Source organism: Virgibacillus phasianinus (genome assembly GCF_002216775.1).
Lineage (GTDB): Bacteria > Bacillota > Bacilli > Bacillales > Amphibacillaceae > Virgibacillus_F > Virgibacillus_F phasianinus.
The window spans coordinates 642,895-663,725 of the sequence record NZ_CP022315.1 but is presented as its reverse complement, the minus strand read 5'-3'; the positions used below and the strand labels follow the sequence as shown (position 1 = coordinate 663,725).

General features: G+C 38.1%; 25 protein-coding genes. 20 read left to right on the top strand and 5 right to left on the bottom strand.

All coding sequences use genetic code 11. The features are described 5' to 3' along the window. Positions 1 to 23: 23 nt before the first annotated feature. Entirely contained in the window at positions 24 to 992 is a 969-nt protein-coding gene (locus tag CFK37_RS03345; protein ID WP_089060560.1) for an ABC transporter permease, read from the bottom strand. Continuing rightward, complete coding sequence (locus tag CFK37_RS03340) at positions 985 to 1,902, bottom strand: ABC transporter ATP-binding protein (RefSeq protein ID WP_089060559.1); 918 nt, start codon at positions 1,900 to 1,902, stop codon at positions 985 to 987. Before CFK37_RS03340 ends, CFK37_RS03345 begins: the two co-directional genes overlap by 8 nt. Positions 1,903 to 2,301: 399 nt before the next feature. Between CFK37_RS03340 and CFK37_RS03335 the strand changes: the two genes are divergently transcribed. From CFK37_RS03335 to CFK37_RS03300, 8 genes are all read left to right on the top strand, one after another. Next, positions 2,302 to 2,868: an RNA polymerase sigma factor gene (locus tag CFK37_RS03335; RefSeq protein ID WP_089060558.1), complete on the top strand. Its 567-nt coding sequence runs from the start codon at positions 2,302 to 2,304 to the stop codon at positions 2,866 to 2,868. Further along, positions 2,858 to 3,646 (top strand): anti-sigma factor, encoded by a 789-nt coding sequence (locus CFK37_RS03330; protein ID WP_089060557.1) that lies wholly within the window; start codon positions 2,858 to 2,860, stop codon positions 3,644 to 3,646. The genes CFK37_RS03335 and CFK37_RS03330 overlap by 11 nt, the downstream gene beginning before the upstream one ends. 327 nt (positions 3,647 to 3,973) lie before the next feature. Then, entirely contained in the window at positions 3,974 to 5,329 is a 1,356-nt protein-coding gene (locus tag CFK37_RS03325) for a copper amine oxidase (RefSeq protein WP_089060556.1), read from the top strand. 26 nt (positions 5,330 to 5,355) lie between these two features. Continuing rightward, positions 5,356 to 6,027, top strand: a complete 672-nt coding sequence (locus CFK37_RS03320) for a class F sortase (protein ID WP_089060555.1) — start codon at positions 5,356 to 5,358, stop codon at positions 6,025 to 6,027. Positions 6,028 to 6,193: 166 nt separating this feature from the next. Then, positions 6,194 to 7,483 carry a DUF2254 domain-containing protein gene (locus CFK37_RS03315; RefSeq protein WP_089060554.1) on the top strand — a complete coding sequence of 430 codons (1,290 nt, stop codon included), beginning with the start codon at positions 6,194 to 6,196 and terminating at the stop codon, positions 7,481 to 7,483. Between the two features lie 60 nt (positions 7,484 to 7,543). Next, positions 7,544 to 8,722 (top strand): CapA family protein, encoded by a 1,179-nt coding sequence (locus tag CFK37_RS03310; RefSeq protein WP_089060553.1) that lies wholly within the window; start codon positions 7,544 to 7,546, stop codon positions 8,720 to 8,722. Positions 8,723 to 9,014: 292 nt separating this feature from the next. Next, entirely contained in the window at positions 9,015 to 9,824 is an 810-nt protein-coding gene (locus tag CFK37_RS03305) for a DUF368 domain-containing protein (protein WP_089060552.1), read from the top strand. Positions 9,825 to 9,897: 73 nt separating this feature from the next. Continuing rightward, the gene (locus CFK37_RS03300) at positions 9,898 to 10,221 is read left to right on the top strand and encodes a thioredoxin family protein (protein WP_089060551.1); all 324 of its coding nucleotides are present in this window, start codon (positions 9,898 to 9,900) and stop codon (positions 10,219 to 10,221) included. A 41-nt stretch (positions 10,222 to 10,262) separates the two neighbouring features. On the opposite strand, the gene CFK37_RS03295 is transcribed toward CFK37_RS03300, so the two are convergent. Next, positions 10,263 to 10,910: a VOC family protein gene (locus CFK37_RS03295; protein WP_157724787.1), complete on the bottom strand. Its 648-nt coding sequence runs from the start codon at positions 10,908 to 10,910 to the stop codon at positions 10,263 to 10,265. 198 nt (positions 10,911 to 11,108) lie between these two features. On the opposite strand from CFK37_RS03295, the gene CFK37_RS03290 reads away from it, so the two are divergent. The 12 genes from CFK37_RS03290 to CFK37_RS03240 all read left to right on the top strand — a co-directional run bounded on the left by CFK37_RS03290 (position 11,109) and on the right by CFK37_RS03240 (position 18,743). Continuing rightward, positions 11,109 to 11,789 (top strand): response regulator transcription factor, encoded by a 681-nt coding sequence (locus tag CFK37_RS03290; protein WP_089060549.1) that lies wholly within the window; start codon positions 11,109 to 11,111, stop codon positions 11,787 to 11,789. Continuing rightward, complete coding sequence (locus tag CFK37_RS03285; protein ID WP_089060548.1) at positions 11,786 to 13,135, top strand: HAMP domain-containing sensor histidine kinase; 1,350 nt, start codon at positions 11,786 to 11,788, stop codon at positions 13,133 to 13,135. The genes CFK37_RS03290 and CFK37_RS03285 overlap by 4 nt, the downstream gene beginning before the upstream one ends. A 90-nt stretch (positions 13,136 to 13,225) precedes the next feature. Further along, positions 13,226 to 13,804: a PepSY domain-containing protein gene (locus CFK37_RS03280; protein WP_089060547.1), complete on the top strand. Its 579-nt coding sequence runs from the start codon at positions 13,226 to 13,228 to the stop codon at positions 13,802 to 13,804. 64 nt (positions 13,805 to 13,868) lie between these two features. Beyond that, positions 13,869 to 14,771 (top strand): diacylglycerol/lipid kinase family protein, encoded by a 903-nt coding sequence (locus CFK37_RS03275; protein WP_172840447.1) that lies wholly within the window; start codon positions 13,869 to 13,871, stop codon positions 14,769 to 14,771. 67 nt (positions 14,772 to 14,838) lie between these two features. Beyond that, on the top strand, positions 14,839 to 15,684 hold the full coding sequence (locus CFK37_RS03270) for a DUF1206 domain-containing protein (RefSeq protein WP_089060546.1): 846 nt from the start codon (positions 14,839 to 14,841) through the stop codon (positions 15,682 to 15,684). Positions 15,685 to 15,879: 195 nt separating this feature from the next. Further along, positions 15,880 to 16,041 (top strand): hypothetical protein, encoded by a 162-nt coding sequence (locus CFK37_RS19855; protein ID WP_157724786.1) that lies wholly within the window; start codon positions 15,880 to 15,882, stop codon positions 16,039 to 16,041. A gap of 46 nt (positions 16,042 to 16,087) precedes the next feature. Continuing rightward, positions 16,088 to 16,342 carry a hypothetical protein gene (locus CFK37_RS03265; RefSeq protein ID WP_089060545.1) on the top strand — a complete coding sequence of 85 codons (255 nt, stop codon included), beginning with the start codon at positions 16,088 to 16,090 and terminating at the stop codon, positions 16,340 to 16,342. Positions 16,343 to 16,354: 12 nt separating this feature from the next. Further along, a complete protein-coding gene (locus tag CFK37_RS03260) occupies positions 16,355 to 16,579 on the top strand; it encodes a hypothetical protein (RefSeq protein WP_089060544.1) in 225 nt (74 codons plus the stop codon). Continuing rightward, positions 16,572 to 17,027 (top strand): MarR family winged helix-turn-helix transcriptional regulator, encoded by a 456-nt coding sequence (locus CFK37_RS03255; RefSeq protein ID WP_089060543.1) that lies wholly within the window; start codon positions 16,572 to 16,574, stop codon positions 17,025 to 17,027. The genes CFK37_RS03260 and CFK37_RS03255 overlap by 8 nt, the downstream gene beginning before the upstream one ends. A gap of 148 nt (positions 17,028 to 17,175) precedes the next feature. Continuing rightward, entirely contained in the window at positions 17,176 to 17,439 is a 264-nt protein-coding gene (locus CFK37_RS03250) for a glutaredoxin family protein (RefSeq protein WP_089060542.1), read from the top strand. Positions 17,440 to 17,517: 78 nt separating this feature from the next. Continuing rightward, entirely contained in the window at positions 17,518 to 17,877 is a 360-nt protein-coding gene (locus CFK37_RS03245; RefSeq protein WP_089060541.1) for a YppG family protein, read from the top strand. 164 nt (positions 17,878 to 18,041) lie between these two features. Then, a complete protein-coding gene (locus tag CFK37_RS03240; RefSeq protein WP_089060540.1) occupies positions 18,042 to 18,743 on the top strand; it encodes an alpha/beta hydrolase in 702 nt (233 codons plus the stop codon). A 40-nt stretch (positions 18,744 to 18,783) separates the two neighbouring features. Here the strand turns inward: CFK37_RS03240 and CFK37_RS03235 are convergent, their stop codons facing one another. Both CFK37_RS03235 and CFK37_RS03230 read right to left on the bottom strand, forming a co-directional pair. Beyond that, positions 18,784 to 19,635 (bottom strand): DegV family protein, encoded by an 852-nt coding sequence (locus CFK37_RS03235; RefSeq protein ID WP_089060539.1) that lies wholly within the window; start codon positions 19,633 to 19,635, stop codon positions 18,784 to 18,786. 64 nt (positions 19,636 to 19,699) lie between these two features. Further along, positions 19,700 to 20,605 (bottom strand): DMT family transporter, encoded by a 906-nt coding sequence (locus tag CFK37_RS03230; protein ID WP_089060538.1) that lies wholly within the window; start codon positions 20,603 to 20,605, stop codon positions 19,700 to 19,702. Between the last annotated feature and the right edge of the window lie 226 nt (positions 20,606 to 20,831).

Here is a 20,831-nt window from a genome sequence, read left to right as displayed (position 1 = left end):
TGATTAGAAGTAATGATGAAATTTTAGTGACCTGCAACATCTCTTTTAGTGAAAAATAACCACGTGATTACTGAGAATATAATAAAGTAGACAATTAGTACACCAATCGAGAACCCTAATGTCATTCCTTCAATCATTGGTGTCCCATTTACATATTGTTCCAAATTTGTGTTTGCAAACAGTATATATTTTGCCCATTCATGATCAGCAAAGAACCCAACAATAGAAGTGCCTGCAAACATAAGAAAGATTGCAAGACCGATTGCAAGTGAGCTTTGACGGAAAATTGCCGAAATCATGAAGGCAAAAGTTGCCATCATTAATAACGTAACTAACTGGAATCCGTAGGCAGCGAAAATTTGATTGATAACGGAAACTTGTTCAAATGAACCTTTTTGATCGGTAACAATCTGTGGATCAAAACTATTAATCCCAAAAAAGATTGCACCTACAAGGAAGGATAGGATTAATACAAATAATAATGTCCACAATGCGAAAAGCAGTACTGAAATGTACTTGGATAATAAAATCTTCGTACGTGATATGGGTCTTATTAATAAAAGTTTGATAGTTCCCCATTTGAATTCATTAGCGATAATACCAGCGGCCACAATAATGGTAAACAACGTTATTAGTGAAAGAAGAGTCTTGTTATCCAAAACGAATTGCCATGCATCATAATTTGCTGGCATAATATCATTTTCCAAATAGAAGTTGTTTTTTTCTAGTTGGGAGTTGTTGTAATCACCCATCATTTCGGCTTCATTTTTGCTCATTTCCTGCATGTCTTTCTTTATCTGTTTATTTTCATCTTGAAGGGTTTGCCGCCACGTATCCTCATCATATTTTGGTGTGGTGGTACCCTCAAAAAAGTTCGTCATAAAGCCAATTCCTATGATAATAAGTGCCAGTATGATGTACATCGCCCAGGTAGACTTTTTTATATATGTCTTAATTTGTTCATTTACAAGTAGCTGAAAGAAATTACTCAATTGTATTCTCTCCAATCAAATCAAAGAATTTATCCTCTAGTGTCGCTTTGGAGACACCAACTTGATAGATAGATAGTTCGTTCTCAACTAGTGTCTGGATATACTTTGGTATTTTCTTTTTGTCGCCCTGGAAAGTAATAACGTCCCCAACAATCTTTCCATCAACATCATGATGCATCCTTAACAATTCAAGCGCTTTATTTAATGGGTCTACCTCCATCTGTATCTGATGTCCTTGTTCCTCTGAAGTTTCATGCAAATGCTGCGTAGAAATCAATTCCCCATTTTTAATTATCCCGATCCGGTCACACATTTGTTCTACCTCAGCAAGCATGTGACTGGAAACAATTACGGCAACATTTTCTGTTTGTGCCAGATTTCGTATGTATTTACGAATTTCGCGTATTCCAGCTGGATCCAATCCATTGGTAGGTTCATCTAGGATTAGAACAGAAGGATTATGTAACAACGCTTGTGCAATTCCTAATCGCTGGCGCATCCCAAGTGAGTATCTCCCTGCTTTTTCTTTGATCGGTTTTTCCAGCCCAACTAATTGAACTACTTCAGTAATGCGTTCCTTCGTAATTCCAGGAATCATTCGAGCGTAGTGCTTAAGGTTCTGCCATCCACTCATGAATGGATACATCTCCGGATTTTCAACAATTGCCCCAACTTCTCGGATAGCAGCTTTGTGATTGTCTTTGATACTGTTTCCCAGTATTCGGATATCACCCTCCGTAATGTTCATCAAGCCAACCATCATCCGAATGGTAGTCGTTTTACCAGCACCGTTTGGACCAATAAATCCAAATACTTCTCCTCTATTAATCGTGAAAGAAAGACCTTTAATGATTTCTTTATTTCCAATTGTCTTTTTGACGTCTGTCAATTCCATTGCTGGTTCTGCCATTGAAATGACCTCCTTTATCTCTATACCAGACTGTATTACGATTATCCCATAAAAACGTTTCATTTACCGCGCAAAAAAAGAATCTTACATTTTTGTAAGAATAGCTCCCTCAGAATGTTAATACTAATACCGATAATTATTTATAATTTCTTCAAGGGGGGACAGTCCCCGCTGCTTTACCACTTTAGCGTAACGGGGGACTGTCCCCCCTCTAGAAATTTACCGTTTAAAACATATAGGTTCATTATTCCGGATATATATTAGTGGAAAAGTGATCCATTCGTGAATATTAAACGTATACTATATAGAAGGTTTATGATAAGAAAGAACCTTTTGCCTCTCTCCAGCTAGGCTAATTATGATATGATAAGCCTATCTATTTTTAAAAAGGAGAATGGTATGCGAGAACATGATGTTGAATTATTCAACCGAGCGCAAGCACAAGATGAACACGCATTAGAGCTGCTGTATGATCGCTACGAAAAACTGTTATTTTCCTTCTCGTTTCGCATGACCAAAAATAAATTTCTTGCTGAAGAAGTTGTGCAGGATGTTTTTACAAAGATATGGTCAAGGCAACGCAACTTCGATGAATCAAAAGGCAAATTTTCTTCCTGGTTATTAACCGTTACGCGTAATGCGACAATCGATATGCTAAGGAAAAAAAAAGAAACGCCGTATGAGCTGGATGAGCGAGATGCCCTTCATGATTTGGGTCCTTCTACAGAGGAACAGATTGAATGGAAGGAACGAAGTGAACAGGTTCGCGAGGCGGTTGGTCAATTAACAGGTGATCAGCAGGAAATCATCGAGTTATTCTACTTTAAAGGAATGTCACAATCAAAAATAGCTGAATCATGTGAAATACCACTTGGTACAGTGAAAGGGAGAGTTCGATTGGCGTTGAAGCATTTACGCAATAAACTGTCCCAAGTTAACGAAAGGGGGGGGCAGGATGATGTCTAATACGTGTGATTTGTTGCTTGATTATTTTAATAACCAGCTAACAAAAGAACAAGAAGAAGAATTTGAATTACATCTGTTAGAGTGTGAAGAATGTCAAGAAGAGCTTGCAGAGCTGCAACAATTGACGGAAGACCTTCCGTATAGCAGTGAAGCTATAGACCCGCCTAGTGGTATGAAACAGCGCGTTTTATCTAATGTTATAAATGGAACAAACACTCCCGAAACGGAACCGGAACCGGAAAAACAGGAACAGGAAAAGGTTACCTCAATCAATGAGTGGAATGAGCCGAGTAGAAGTAAGAAAAAAAGCTGGTATAAACCGTTAATCGCAGCTGTTTTAACATTATCATTAATCGGTAATGGTGCAGCGCTTATATATTTATCTAATGATGAGGAAACAAGTCCTACTACTAAACCGGAGGAAACGGAGCCTTCACTTGATACAATTCAAAAGATGTTGTCATTAAGTCCTTCTGAAGGTGTAAATGCGGAAGCGACCGCAATGATGATTGAACAAAACAACAAAACGAATCTTGTTATTCAAGCAAGTGATCTTCCAGAACTTGAAGGTGAAGAAACGTATCAGGTATGGGTGCTGGAGGATGGAAAACCATATCGTGCAGGAACCTTTGTTTCTAATGCGAATGGAAATGGTGCCGTATCCTACCTGATGAATTATCAGGGAAAACATCAATTTGATACTATCGCCATTACTAAAGAACCTAATGCAAACAGCCAGAAACCTAAAGGTGATATTCTATTAAGTTCGCCAATTTAAAAATAAGTTATTAACCGGGATACATTATGATGTGTCCCGGTTTTTTATATTTGGCTGTTTTCCAAAAGATTGTTAGTTACGTCGCGGTTTGCAGTTTATAGATTTTGTTTAACAACAATATTTTAGAAAACACCCTAGGAATAATAAAAAAATATCGAAAAAAGAAAAATACTTGGAAATGCCGTGATCTAGGCATTTGTCCAGGGCGAGGAGCGATGATATTGGCGGTTTTTTTTATTTTCCCAGGAAAAAGTGATCCAAATAGAAGTCTTCTTCGTTAGCTAAGTAGAATCACATAATAAAAAACTAGAAGGAGATGTTTTTAAGATGAATTGGAAAAAAGCATTAGTCGTAGCACCAATGAGTGCGGCAATTTTATTTTCAGCGAACGGAGGCTTAGTTAACGCAGAAACAATGGAGAAACCAACAGTAAGTAATGCAGCTGTTGATCTCAGGGCTAACTTGGGTTCATTATTATCTGAACACGGAAACTTAGCAATCATTGCAATGCGTAAAGGAATTGAAGGAGCGGAAGATTTCGAAGCAGCAAAAGCACAGCTTAATGAAAATACACATGCATTAGCGGATGCCATTGCTTCTGTATATGGCGAAAAAGCAGGCAAGGCGTTCTATGATATGTGGCATGCACATGTTGGATACTTTGTAGCGTACGTACAAGGAACTGCTAAAGAAGATGAAGAAGCAAAACAAGCAGCATTGGATGAACTTTCCCAATATCGTAAAGACTTCTCAGCATTTCTTGATAAAGCAACGGAAGGTCGTGTTGAAGCGGATGCATTGGCTGAGGGACTGCAAACACACGTTAATCAGTTGATTTCAGCATTTGATGCATATGTAGCTGGCGACTATAAAGAAGCATTTAGTAATCAAGCAGATGCAAGAGCACACTTATATATGACAGCTAAGGGACTTTCAAGTGCTATCACAGCACAATTCCCTGAGAAATTCGATAATAAGATGGCTGTAACACCAGCTGCAGACCTTAGACTAACACTAAATAACATTCTTTCTGGACACGTTGCATTTGCTGTAACAGCGATGCAGAATGGTATCGAAGGCGAAAAATCAATGGATATTTTCAAGGCTAACGCAGAACAGCTAGCTAAAAATACTGATAAACTATCAGCAGCAATCGGATCTGTATATGGTGATGAAGCTGCAGCGAAATTTAAAGAAATGTGGAGCAACCATATTGGTTACTTTGTAGACTATGTAAAAGCGACAGCTGCTGAAGATGATGCGGCGAAACAAGAAGCACTTGATCAGTTAAAACAATATCGTGAAGACTTCTCAGCATTCATGGAAACTGCTACAGAAGGTAACATCAAAGCAGACGCTGTTTCAGAAGAATTACAAGACCATGTTAACCAGCTAATTGCTTCATTTGATGCTTATGCAGCAGGAGACTATGAAAAAGCGTATAACAAGTTCCATGAAGGTTACGCTTATGCTAATGACATTTCAAAAGCACTTTCTGGCGCAATTGTTGCTCAATACCCAGACAAATTTGCTTCTGATATGCCATCTGAAATGCCAAAAACTGGCTTTGCACCAGCAGATAATAACAATGACATGATGATGCTATGGATCTTGGGTGCAAGTGCACTAGCATTAGCAGTATTTGTAGCAATCCGTAAATACCAGTCATCAGAAGAAAAATAATTTTGTGAAGGTGGGGGGTCAGTGTAATGCGGAAAATAATAACTATATTATTGCTAACAGTATTAGTTGGTTGTGGGAACATGCATAGCGCTGATTCCCCGCAACCTGAACAAAAAGACAATCAGGATAATACCACTGAAAAAAAATCAGTAGATCAGCCGGACACGGAAATGAAAAGTATGACTATGGAAAAAAAGAAAGAAGAAAAAAGTTTTTACTCAGATGCTTTTGCTGAACCAATAAAAGGAATTGTACCTGATAAAATTTCAATAGAAAGCATTGGTGCTGAAGCCTCAGTTGAAAAAGTTGGCCTACAGGACAATGGCAAAATGGGTGTGCCAGAGGACTATAATAATGCGGGCTGGTACCAATCAGGCGCAAAACCTGGTGAACAGGGAAGTGCTGTAATTGCAGGGCATGTAAATACACCAGAGGGTGAAGGAATCTTCTGGGATTTACACAAACTTGAAGCCGGTGATGAAGTAAAAGTAACGGGTAAAAGCGGAGAAACCAGAATTTTTGAAGTGGTTGATAAAAAAGCCTTTGACCTTGGTGAAGCCCCGGTAGAACAGATATTTGGATATACACCAAGAAAAATGTTGAATTTAATTACGTGTACTGGTGAATACAACTATGATATAGGCACACATAACCAGCGCCTTGTGGTATATACCGAATTAAAGGAAGACAGTAAATAGTAATAGGTATAGATACAAACTGGTCTGACACGACATGAACCGTGTTAGGCCAGTTTTTTGTGTTCATATACACATTGATTATAGAACTTTAATAAACTGCTTTCGATTTTGCCGTAGGCGGGTATACTAAGTATAGTGAGTAATAACTGCATGAAGGAGTTCTATTATGAATCAAACAAAATTTTGGATAAAAATACGCGGTAGTTTCTGGTTTATCCCAGCCGTTTATGGTGTCGCTTCGTTTCTGTTGTTTGCTCTAATAACGACAGTCGATGGTTGGCTTGTGGCAAGTTTCAAAGATGATATTCCACAAATACTGCTTACAACTAGCAAGGTAGCAATTGATTTATATGCATCGCTTGTAACAGGTATTTTAACGATGACGACTATTAGTTTTTCTGTAATTATGGTTGTTTTAACCACCTATTCCACACAGTTTTCCCCACGGACTCTGCAGGATTTTATGAAGAGCAGAACAACCCAGCATGTGCTGGGAGTCTATTGCTTGGGCTTCATTTTTGCACTCTTGCATCTGTTGACAGCTGGAAAAGAGTCCGCAGTTATTGGGCCAATCATTGTGGTGATTGTTGCAATCGTAAATTTGGCATTTTTCGTTTACTTTATTCATCATTCAGCAAGATGGATACAAGTAAACAATCTTATTGGCAAGATTAGAAATGATGGTGCACTGGTAATCAAAAAGACGTATAGGGAACCCACCTTTTTAGCATATGAGGATTGGGACAAAGATGAATTAAAGGAATTGCAGTCGTACAATAAACGAGCCATTTATGCTTATGATTCCGGTTATATTCAAAAGATTGAGTGGGCTGAGCTGATGAAACAAGCGACAAGCCAGGGATGTATTTTGGAGGTTCATGCACAGGTTGGTGATTTCGTTGCAAAAGGTTTACCGATCATGAGTGTTATTGAAACTGAAGAATGTAGGGATAATCATCAATTTAAACAGTTTCTAGTAATTGGCAATGAACGGACTGATCTTGATGATGTAGAATTTATGCTGCAGAAATTAGTAGAAATCGCATTGCGCGCAATTTCCCCAGCAGTTAATGACCCGCATACAGCCATTAATTGTCTGAATCGAATCGGAGCGCTGCTAAGTGAAATTGGGGAAGTCTATCACGAAAATAAATATTTTGCTGATCATAAGAAAAAATTAAGGGTCATTTGCAAACCCAAAAAATTTGAAGAGTATCTCTATATATCGTTTTATCAAATTCGACATTATGGCAAGTCCGACGTTTCAATAGTTTATGCGATGATTGAGGTCTTGTACAATATAGCGATTGTAAGTAAAAAATCAATCAAGAAAAAAGTATGGAGATTTCACTATTACATTATGGATGTCGTGGACTGGGATAGGTTATCTGATTTGGACAGGGATCATTTACAGGAGATATACAAAAAGTTCGAGGCATACTGTACCACTGGTTAATCAGATGTTGTCGAATCATGTCATTAATTGATATGATAGATAAAAAGGAGCTGACTTATTATGTTTCGATACAGGGCCGGCTTTTTATTGTTATTTTGTCTATGTTTTTTGGTAACGGCCTGTACAAATGATGAACGTAACTATCAGGCAAAAAACACATCTGGAAATGAGACAAAGATTCATGAAAAAAGCATTGATACTGATTTTTTAACAACAGAGGTTCATGAAATCACTCTTTCAGCAATTGGAGATATGCTGATCCATGAAACCGTCTACCAGGATGCTTTTAATGGAACAACCTATAACTTTAATCCAATGCTGGATAAAGTAGCGCCCTTCCTGCAGCAATCGACCATTACAATGGCAAATCAGGAAACGATGATTGGCGGAACAGATATCGGATTATCAACATACCCCTCATTCAACAGCCCGAAGACAATGGGGGATGCATTAAAAGATGCTGGCATTGATGTTGTTACGATTGCCAATAATCATACACTTGATCGAGGAGAAAGCGCAATCCTCAGCGCCATTTCTTATTGGGATAAGATTGGCATGATGTATACTGGTGCCTTTAAAAGCCCAAAAGATCAGCGGAAAATACGTGTCATGCAAACAGAAGAAGATATTTCCGTTGCTTTTCTCGCGTATACATATGGTACCAATGGAATTCCGGATCCAGAGGGAAAGGAATATTTGGTGAATAGAATAGACAAGGAAAAGATTGCGTCAGATATAAAAAAGGCCAAGAAGCTATCCGATGTTATTGTGCTGAGCCTTCACTTTGGGAATCAATATGAGAGAATGCCAAGTCAGGAACAAAAAGACCTGGTTCAGTTTGCGGCAGATCATGGAGTACAGGTTGTAATTGGGCACCACCCCCATGTTCTGCAGCCGGTTGACTGGGTAGAAGGTGAGAATGGTAACAAAACCTTTGTCGCTTATTCACTTGGAAACTTTTTGTCCGGGCAGGATGAATTTTATAATAGAATTGGCGGTATGGTAAGGTTCACTATTCAAAAGACAGTTAGTGAAGATGATGGAACCAAAATTGACATTGTGTCACCGAAGTTTATGCCAACCTTTGTTGATTATCAGCATGAAACAGAATTTGAAGTGATACCGATGTACCAGTTAACAAATAAAATCCTTCCAGATGCCAAAAAGCATTATAAGGAAATAAAAAAACATATGTCCCAGTGGATGCCTGAACTGGAGTTTATTGAGAAAGAAAATTGACATCAAAAATTCTTATAACTTGCAACCATTATTTGATATGATAACGATATGTTTTTAAAAAGGGTGTTTTCTAAAAAATTGTTGTTTTTGACACAAACTTATAAACTGTGACGTAACTAAAAACCATGTTTGGCACCTTGGCGGTCGCTGCGGAAAAACAAAAAACAACGGTCCGCAGTGGGAAACAGCCCAGCACATACGTCGCAATTTTTACCAACTGCAGTAGTATTAGCAACAAACTAAACGAAAAACGTCTTAAAAAATGTTTGCGTGGATTAAAGGAGATCAATAAATGGAGTGGAAAAATATTTATCGTGGTATGTTAATGGGGGCAAGTGATGTTATCCCTGGTGTAAGTGGTGGTACAATTGCTGTTTTGTTAGGTATTTATGATCGATTAATAGCAGCAATTAATGGGATATTCAGCAGGGATTGGAAAAAGCAGCTTGGCTTTTTGATTCCGCTTGGCATTGGCGTAGGGATCGCAATTCTGTTGTTAAGCAGGTTAATAGAATGGTTGTTTGAACATTATGCGGGGCCGACGCAATTCTTTTTCCTTGGATTAATTATTGGCATAATGCCTTATTTGTTCCATGAAGCTGATGCGAAACAGACATTTCGTGTAAAGCATTATATATTAATCGTAATTGGTGCTATTATTGTTGGTTCAATGGCATTTTTGCAAGCCGGGGAACCGGGTGTTATTGAAAACATTGCAACATCAACTTATATTCTGCTGTTTTTCTCAGGAATTATTGCCAGCAGTGCGATGATTTTGCCGGGGATCAGTGGATCGTTTATGCTGCTAATCATAGGGGTTTATCCTACAATTATCGGTGCGATAAGTAATCTGCAATTGGATATTATTGCGGTAACTGGCGTTGGAATTGTTATTGGGATTCTAGTTATGAGCAAAATTATTAATTTCTTTTTGGAGAACTATCGCCATGCGACGTTCGCACTTATAATCGGTTTGGTAATTGGCTCCATCTTTGTTGTATTCCCAGGGTTTCCTGCAAATACTTCATTCCTGATTGCAAGTGTAGTTACGTTTGCAACTGGCCTGCTTGTAGCCTATATACTTGGAAGAGTGGAATATTAGTAAACAGAATATAAGACAAAATACAGGAAACTCGGTAAAATGAAAGTAGTTAGAAACGAGGGAGTGTTCATTAATGGAATATATCAAAACCGAAGATAAATTTAATGAGGTTATCCAAAGTGATCAACCTGTTATTGTAAAGTTTTTTGCGGATTGGTGTCCAGATTGTAAGCGTATGGATATGTTTATCGGTGATGTTATAGAGGAATTTAAAGGTTACAATTGGTATCAATTAAATAGTGATAAGGTAAAAGGACTGGCTGAAAAATACGAGGTGATGGGAATCCCGAGTATATTAATTTTTAAAAACGGTGAAAAAATTGCCCATCAGCACAGTGCATATACCAAATCTCCTGAATCTGTAAGCGAATTTCTACACGAACAACTTGATAAATAATAATGAAGAGCACCCGTTAAATTTAACGGGGTGCTCTTTTATTAAATTAAATCAAATTCCAGTTTTTTATTATCGGTAAAGAATATTTTGCTGTTTTGTAATGGAAAATGATTTTTATTTAGTTTTTTTGGTTTGAGCTGATAAATCTTTGTGAAAGTTTCTCTGTCGATGCCGCCATAATTTATTTGCCTGATGGTTTGGGTGTTTAACAGGCTTGTATCTGGATAGGCTTCTCTTGGATCGTCCCATTCAATCAAAAAAGGTAATACCTCCGATTCGTGGTCATAAGTTGGAAATAGCATTCGCCACTTCAATAGGGATCCGTCGGGTTTCTCACGCATTGCAGAAATGGGACCCTCAAATGGGATATCCTGCTCGATAAAATGATCAACGTAATCATCAAGTTGAGTGGTGCGCAGTGCAAACTGAAACGGCCCAACAATATTATGATCAAGAACATGCATGAGATGTTTAATTAATGGATTATCTGCTTTATTTGATTTGTCCTTATCATAAGATCCCAACCATTCTATATAACTATCATTTGAGAAATAGGACAAATAATTATGGGTGCCCCAGTCATTATGCTGACCACCCTTTATTGATTTAATCGTGAATTGATTTCCGTACATTGCACTTAACTCCTCTGCATTTGTAGCAGCAACAACAATATGATCAAGTGCTAGCATACACATCACTCCTTAATCTAGCTAAAATCAGGATATATTTTATTATAACATTATCTAACTAGTGGCAGGTGAATTGCAAAGCATATGTTTTATGGCGGTTTGACGAGCAGTAATTCTCCCGTTGCACTTTATATTAGTACAAATTCCATTATATTTGGTATAGTACATTAAAAGATATGAATAAGGTGCGTGATCTAAATGAACCGGCCAGCTATTTTAATTGTTGAAGATGAGAAAAAACTCAGCAGAGTCCTGCAATTGGAACTTGAATATGAAAATTATCAGACACAAATTGCGGATAACGGAACAGATGCCCTTCAATTGATTGAAACAAAGAATTGGGATCTGGTATTACTTGATATCATGCTGCCCGAGTTAAGTGGATTAGAAGTGCTGCGGCGGATTAGGCGTAACGATCAACAGACCCCGGTTATACTACTGACTGCTCGTGATCAGGTTTATGACAAGGTCAGCGGTCTGGATTCAGGGGCAAATGATTATGTAACAAAACCATTTCAAATTGAAGAACTTTTGGCACGTGTCAGGGTTCATTTGCGACAACAGAACAAGAAAAATAAATTATATACTGGTGACCTTCATGTTGATTTAAATACCAGACAAGTTATCCGCTCTTCTTCAGAAATCGAATTAACGCCGCGTGAATTTGATTTACTTATATACCTATTGCAAAACAAAAATATTGTTCTGACCCGTGAACAATTAATTGAAAAGGTATGGGGATATGACTATGCCGGCGACACGAATGTTGTTGATGTTTATATCCGGTACCTGCGTCAAAAGATTGATAAAGATTTTGATCAAAAATATATTCATACAATTCGTGGTGTTGGCTACATGATCAAGGATCCATCAGAATGAAGCTTCGAACAAAGATCCAGTTATTTTCAAGTGTATTCATGCTGGTGTTAATACTATTAGTCAATACATCAATCTATTACTTTTTTTATAAATTGTCTGTTGAAAATGAATTAGAGCAATTAAATGCACAAACCGAAACAATAACCAGTACATTAAATGAAAATCCTGGTATTGCTAAAAGCAAGTTATTGCGTGCCTATTTACCAACAAATGGAATGATCCGGGCTATTGATGAACAGGGGAATTTGCTTAGTACTGTAACGAAGCACAGTGCATATACAAGTCTGCCAATTCAATTTTCAAACAGTGAAATACATGAAGTTATCAGGCGTGACAATCATGCTGATGCAGCAGTTATTGCTAAACCGGTTATCTGGAATAACGGAAATGTGGTTACTTTACAGATATCCAAACATTTGACAGGGCTTGAACATACGATGCAAACACTATTGTATGTTGTAATCGGTGCTTCGATCATTATGCTAATTCCAACTATTATTGCCGGAAGAATCGTGAGTGGTTTCATTTTAAAACCAATTCAGGCATTGATTCATACGATGAACGCCAATAAAAAAAAGGACGAGTGGAGAAAGATTCCAGTACGCCATCATTCCAAGGATGAATTATATCAAATGGAGAAAACATTCAACGAAATGATCGATCATCTGAGAACAAATTTTGATAAACAGGAACAATTTGTTTCGGATGCTTCCCACGAATTGAAAACGCCGATAGCCATAGTCAAAAGCTATGCACAGCTTCTGGAACGAAGAGGATTGGAAAGACCGGAAGTTTTTCATGAATCGGTTGGGGCAATCGAATCTGAAGCGGATCGCATGCAGAAATTGGTGGAACAATTGCTGCTTCTTGCAAAAAGTAAGAGTGACAGCACATTAACAGATGTGAACCTCGTGGATTTGTGTTTAGATGTAGTTGCTGTATTTAATGGTGCGTATGATCGCTCCATCAAGACAAACATCGAACGTGATACAATAGTTGTCAGAGCTAATGCTGAACAACTTAAACAGGTCTTCTATAGCTTAATTGATAACGCATGTAAATATAGTGATGATGAGGTTACCGTAACCATCTCAACGGATAATGGGAATGTCATTGTTGGAGTTCAGGATTGTGGCCAGGGAATCCCGGAAGCAGAACAGGCAGCCATTTTCGACCGCTTTTATCGGGTTGATAAGGCGAGAAATAGAGAAAATGGGGGGACAGGTCTAGGACTTGCTATTGCCAAAGCAATTGTAGAGGTACATCAGGGTAAGCTAACTGTATCAAGTCAGCTGAATAAGGGAAGTACATTTATCGTTGTTTTGCCAGTTGTGAGAAGGAATTAATTAATTTCTCATCAAATTCTAATCTTGCTCACTCTATTCTTTCAGACGTGAGGGATATGATTGGAGTAGAAAGAAAAGGAGGAATTTAAGATGGGTAAAAAGAAAAAGATTACAGCAGGAGCAATTATTGCAGCAGCTGTTCTGGGATTCGGTATTTACAATTCATCAACATCACAGGCTCAAGCGTCCATGTCATCAGATGATATTCGGAAGCTGGTAGAGGATCAGTATCCAGGAAAAATTACTGAGCTGGAGTTGGATAAAGAAAAGAACAAGGCAGTATACGAAGTTGAAATTTCAGGTAAAGATAAAGAGTATGAATTAAAGCTTGATGGAAGTACTGGCGAGGTGCTTCACTTGCAGGAAAAGCCAATTTCCAAGGATCAGCCGGACGATACTGATGCAGATGATGATAAAGATGTAAAGGCGGAAAAACAGCAAAATAATGATACAAAAGCTGCAAATAAAGCCGTTATTGAGTATAATAAGGCCGAGGAAATCGCACGCAAGGAGTTTGATGGAAAGGTAACAAGTATAGAGCTTGACGAAGATGATGGCCATTTAATCTATGAAGTCGAAGTGAAAAAGGGTAAAAAAGAAGCTGAAATAGATATTAACGCATATACAGGAGAGGTCATTGTAGTTTCCATCGAACAGGATGAAGATTAGGGTATACGAACAGTCCCCCGGCGAAAGCCGTGGAGGGCTGTTCCTGCCTATAGGGGGAAATGGAATGATACGGTATAAGAATGGGTTATTTTTATATAACAGTAATGCCGGAAATGATGATATTGAACAAAAGCTTGCTCAAACATTGCCAACTATTTCTAAATCGGTTAAAGACTTGTCTGTCATTCAGACAGAAACAATTGAAGAAGTGAAACAGACATGCATCCAATATTCTGAGTCTGCGGATATAATTATTGTTCTAGGCGGTGATGGAACAATTCATGCGTGTATAAATAGCATTGCACCACTTGAAAAAAGGCCAATTATCGGTATTTTGCCTGGTGGTACATGTAATGACTTCAGCCGTATGCTGGGGACATCCCAGAATCTGAAACTAGCAGCAGAAGGAATAGCACAAGGTGAAATTGTTGATGTTGACCTTGGCAAGACTGGTGACAGATATTTTCTTAACTTCTGGGGTATTGGTTTTGTTTCAGAGGCCTCACGGAATATAAATCCGGACCAGAAGAAAAGTCTTGGAGTACTCAGCTATTATCTGAGTACATTGCGGACCGTTAATCAAGCTGAAACATTCACCTACAAACTAACAACAAAGAGCGAAACATATGAAGGCGAAGCAGTCCTTATCCTAATGCTGAATGGCCGGTTTATTGGGGCTAAAGAACTCCCCGTAACAACCGCAGATCCAAGTGATGGAAAACTGGATGTTATCATCATAAAAACGTCAAATCTTGCTTCCTTCCGTGAATTTTTATCAATGAATAAACCAACCACAGATCCTGATCAACTCTCAGAATTAATTCACTTTCAAGCAGCCAGCGTGAAAATAGATACAGACACTGCAAAGGATGTGGACATGGATGGAGAAATAAATGGATCAACACCAGCCTCCATTACAATACTTCCTAAACATGTTCGTTTTGTTAAAGGGACAGAAACCATTTAGTGTGATAATGTTTGGATGAATAGGGAATATACCCTTATTAGGGTTTCTTATAAGGGTGAGTGACTGAATGGACAACATAATAAATAAAATACGAATTTTTTTAAAAAGGAAAGATGCCGGGGATAATGTAAAGCCATGGATCAGATGGTATTCAAGGATAGGGTTTTCGGCAAAAGGATTTGTTTACATATTAATTGGGTTAATTTCCATGATGACAGCAGTGGGCATCGGCGAAAAAAACGGGAAGCGTGGGGCGATTGCTGCCATTGCGAGTAAGCCGTATGGAGAGGCCATTTTATGGTTCGTCGTTTTGGGACTTACCGGCTATATAACATGGCTAGTTACCCAGGTATTAATTGAACCGGATTACCATGGATCTAAGTTTAAAGGCTTTTTCATTCGGGTTGGTTATTTCTTTTCAGCATCGTTTTATGTAGGACTGGGTATCAAGTTTGCTATGATTGCTATTCATTCTGGTCATACGGGACATCAGAAAGAACTTTGGATGGGAAAGGCTTTGGATATACCAATCGGACGTTTTGCCATTGGGATAACCGGAATAAGTATTGTAATTTTTGCAGTCATTCAGGCACTTTACGGAATCAGAGGGACATTCACAAATAAATTGAAGACCCGTCAGATGCGCCCGAAAGAATGGTTTATTATGAAGCTTATCGGCAGAATCGGATTTGTTGCCAGAGGCATTACATTTGGTGTACTGGGTGGTTTCCTTATGCATTCCGGCTGGACATCGGAATCAAGCCAAGCAATGGGAATTGATGGTGCGTTGGCGAAAATAGCAGACGAGCCATATGGGCAACTGTTACTTGGAATTATATCATTGGGCCTTTTTCTTTACGGCGTTTTTGAAGTGTTAGAAGGAAAAAATCGTAACATAAGGATCAAGAGATAAAACAAATTTAGAGGAAAATAAATAATGAGGCTGGACATAAATAAAATGTTTATCTCGAAAGACGAACGATTACAGATAGGAAGTTTATTTTAATGCACGTAATCTTATACAAGTTTTAGCCACCGCTGCTCAATTCCTGAAACCATTCAACAAATCACCTCGTAACTATAGTATTCTAGTAAATAGGTGATAACTATGAAAGCAATGGAAGTTAGTATGGTGAACGTTGAAATCGGTGAAAATAATCTGCTAAACGACAAAGGAAATATAGTGCATTTAGAAATTCAACTGGTCAAAAGAAACCTTTTACGTATTCGAAGCAAGCAATCTATAATCGAGTCTTTAGGATTTACTTAATGAAAACATTGATTTAGTTCTTAAATCGGTTGGAGCATTGCTGCTGATGCTTACAGTGGCAACCTTTATCTCTAATTTGGTATTTCATATTGGGGTTGCGCTTGCTATTTATATCTATGCAACAGTTGCCGCCATCCTATTTAGTGACCGTTTTCTATCAGATATCCTAGAAATACTTCCCTGGGATTTAACGGGGTATAAACACTCGTTTATGAAATGGACAGGGTATGGAAGTATCCCGCTGTTCATTCCGATTATCATTCAGGAGATAATCAATTTTTCCCTTTGGACACCTTTCTAGGTAATTTTTTATGTGAGCACATTTTTGTTCATTTATCATACCAAAATAGACAAGGTGATTACATCCTTATCCAAACAAACTGGCTATATTAACGGCAATGGGTTGTTAGGCTTCTTTTTGTTAGTTCTTGTTGCACTATGTGGGATTTATCCATATTTATCGTTAAGCTTTGTTATTATTATCGGCTTATTGGTCTTTGATAAAAAGCAGAAAAGGGGTGAAGGACTAAATGGATAAAGAAAACAGTTCTTTTTCAATAAAAAAAGAAGATCCCTCACTGAGATTATTCGTCGTCCTATCAAAAACATACAGAGCGATGATGGATGAAGTCGCTATTGATATGCGTTCCAATGGGCTGACCCTAACCGATTTTGCCGTTCTGGAGCTGCTCTACCACCGCGGGGAACAGCCATTGCAAAAAATAGGGGAAAAGATCCTTCTGACAAGTGGAAGTATTACCTACGTAATAAATAAATTAGAAAGGAAGGAATTTCTCTACCGAAAACCCTGTCCAACTGACGGAAGAGTAACGTATGCCTATATTTCTGTTAAGGGAACAGCCTTATTGGATGAAATATTTCCTGATCATTGGCGAAAAATCGAGGATACATTAAAAGGATTAAGCAAAGCCGAAAAAATCAAGGCAATTAACCTTCTGAAAAAACTGGGGACAGCTATCGGGTAAACATGCATTCAGTGAGAGAAAAACGCTGGATGTATTTTTTTTTCTAAATTTTCCTGTAATTGCTTTGTAATACTAAAGTAATAAATGTGTTTAATAAGTAAAAGAGCGGGAATAGAAAATACATATATTATTTCGGGAGGGGACATCGATGATAGAACAAAAAGTGACTATATATACATGCAATTACTGCTCTGAGTGTAAAAAACTAGTAGAAAAGATGAATAGCTGGGGACTGGACTATACAGAGAAGAACATTTCGGACAATCTGGGGTATTTAAAGGAAATGCAAAAGCATGGAATATATGGCACGCCGGCAACATTTGTAAATGATGATCCAGTACTGGGTTTCCGGGAAAGTGAATTAAAAAATAAATTAGGTTTAGCCGATTTAAGTAACCATTATGAAAGGTAATGTGGATGGGCCATTTGCACATCATACTCTAATTTGCATAATCTAGGTAGAAACAGACGTAAAAGAGGTGTGTGTCAAATGTTTAGTAGGCCAAATTATCATCAGCGGCCGTTTAATTATAATCCAAATCGTCCACAACATTATAATCAGCAGTGGCATCAGCCAAACATACCACCATATAATCCCACCGCCTACCAATATTATGCAAAACCGAAGCAGCCAGGTAACTGGCATAGTTATGCGCAGCCAAAACAGAACTTCTACGGGAATGTAAATCAGCCCCCGCAGGTAGCCAGCATGTTGAATCAATTTAAGGATAAAAACGGGGATGTTGACTTTGATAAAATGTTATCTACGGTAGGGCAGGTAGCAAACACCTTTAAGCAGATTACGCCAATGGTAAAGCAATTTGGATCCATTATGAAGAGTCTTAAATAGGGAAACGAGAGGAAAAGCGGATGTTTACTTCGGGTTTAATCATCGGCTTTTTTTCATGAAAAAGCATTTTGTAAAACAACCCAATCCTGGGAATGGAAAGCTCCAAAATATTGTAATAGGCTGCCCAGAATTGGGATAAATAAGTATAGGAAAGGAGAATTTCTATGATTGCATGCCTGCTTATCCACGGATATACTGGTGGCCCTTATGAAATTGAGCCGTTATCAAACTTTTTAAAAGAAGAAACAAATTGGCATATAGAAGTACCAACATTACCAGGACATGGAAGAAAGCTGGCACTTAAAAATGTTTCACATAAAAAATGGATTAACGCAGCTGAAAACGCATTAAAACAGTTACTGGACAAATATGATGAAGTTTACTTAATTGGATTTTCGATGGGTGGAATGATTGCATCGTATCTAGCAGCAAAATATAAAGTGGATAAACTTGTTCTATTAGCTTCAGCAAGAAAGTACTTATCTTTAAAACAGATTGTGATTGACATCAGACAGGTATGTGCGGATGGATTAAAAGGAAATATTAAAAAGAACAAACTGTATATCCATTACAGAAAAAAGCTCGGAGCAGTACCACTTAAAGCGAATTTGGAATTTCTGAAGCTGGTTAAATTCACAAAACCATATTTAAAAGAGGTCGATTCGGATGTGTTAATTGCACAGGGGCAGAAGGATGGAATGGTGCCATATAAAACGGCCTATTTCCTGGATAAAGAAATTAATTCAAAAGAGAAGGAAGTTGTTTTTTTTGAACGTTCCAGGCATTTAATTTGCCTTGGAGAAGATAAGGACACATTGAATCTGATGATTTATAACTTTTTATCCAAACAAGTGGCGAACCCATAATAAGAGGAGTATGCTGGTAAACATAGCACACTCCTTTTGCTCATTTATAGAAGGATAACACAATGCCACCCTCACCCGCATAGGTGGAAATGAGCGGGCCCATATCCATTAAATAAGAATCCTTAAATTTGTACCGGTTCATGATATCTTCCAATATCCCTTTAGCGCGTGATTCCGCATTGGAATGTGACATAACAATGGTCTTTTCTTCAAAGTCTTTCGTGTATTCTCCAATTTGTTCAATCAAGCGCCGGATTGTTTTCTTATCTCCACGAACTTTCTCTGCTACTTCAAGAGCCCCTTCTTCACTATTGCGCATTAATACTTTGATGTTAAGTGTCTTCGCAATTGCACCGCGTACTTTATCAAGCCTGCCGCCCTTTATCACATTGTCAAGCGTTTTTAAGGCGACAAGTGTTATTACTTTTTCTGAACACTGCGTCAAATGTGCGGTTAATTGGTCAAATGTATAGCCTTGCCTAATCTTATCATTTGCCTCATAAAGGAACAGGGCAAGACCGCATGTAGCTGTTTTCGTATTGATGACGGCTATTTGGCGTGCTGGTTCTTCTTCAAGCAGCATTTCTTTTGCAGCTACCGCATTCTCATAGGTTGAACTTAACCCTTTTGTAAGGCTAAGATTAATGATTGGTGTGGCAGGATCAACTTTTTTATATGCCTCATAAAAGTCATTGGGACTTGGAGCTGAGGACCTTGGCAACTCATCAGAAACTTTGACTTTTTGGTAAAACTCTTGAAGGCTCAAGGTTACACCACTGATATATTGCTGATCTTTAAAATGTAAATACAGTGGTACAATGATAATATCCAGTGTTTCGGTTAATCGTGCTGGAAGATCGGCTCCACCGTCTGTCATTAGTTGGATACGCATGCCATCACCTTCTTACTTAGATTTGGTTCTAGTATACCAGTTACTGGTATACTAGGTAATATCTTTATTTTTTATGAGAAATTGTAACCTTTCGCTTCTTGGTAGTGCTCATGATAAAGAGAAAGAGACCGAATAACACGATTGTTCCACCAAGCCACTGTGACCAAGTGACAACTTCGTTCAGGATGATATAGGCTAATAGGGACGCACCGATTGGTTCAAATACAATCGCCATTGATATGGTGGACGTACTTAGCCATTTAAGGGCCCAATTGAACATGGTGTGACCTAAGAAGGTTGGAATAATAGCTAACAGAATGAAAATCCACCAATAGTTGGCGGGGTAACCGACAAAAGAGTAACCCAGGCTCGCATTATAAATGATGAGTGTTATTGAACTGATTCCGTAGACGATGAATGTATAAGTCATTAGGGATAATCTTCTTCTCATATTCTGTCCAATTAGAAAATAGGCTGTTACCATCATGGAACCTAATAAAGCAAGAATGTCTCCAAATAGTGCAATTCCACTAATTTGAAGATCACCCCAGCTGATTATAACGCTTCCAAAAAGGGCAATTACCATACTGATTACTGCTCCAGCCGTAAACCGTTCCCGAAAGAATATATACGTGCCAAGAAACGCGAAGATTGGCTGGAGAGTCACGAGTACAACTGAGCTTGCAACAGATGTATAATTTAGGGATTCAAACCAGAGAATGAAATGGAAAGCTAGGAAAACTCCGGCAAATATGGCTAGAATCCAGTCTTTTTTTTGTATTTTTTTAAATTCATGACGATAATATAAAAGAACAATGGGTGACATAATAAGCACAGCGAATAATAATCGATAATTCGCTATGATGGATGCAGGTGCTCCATCAGCCAACTTAACTAAAATCGCAGACGTGGAAACAGCGAAAACGCCGATGACAACCGCAAAGTATGGGTTGAACGGAGGCATACGCATTAGAGCCCTCCTTTTACTTTTATGTTCATAACAAACAATTTATCGCATTAACAAGTAAATAACCCCTGTTAAGTTGAGTTTCACTTTATCACAGTTTATCATGCTGATGATAAAAAATCATTAAAGTATCTTTTTGACAGTGGATTACTTTATGTGTTGTATGTTATGATATAAGAACTATTATTTAGTGCATGAATTAATAAAAGTGAGGCCTCTTTCCATGAAT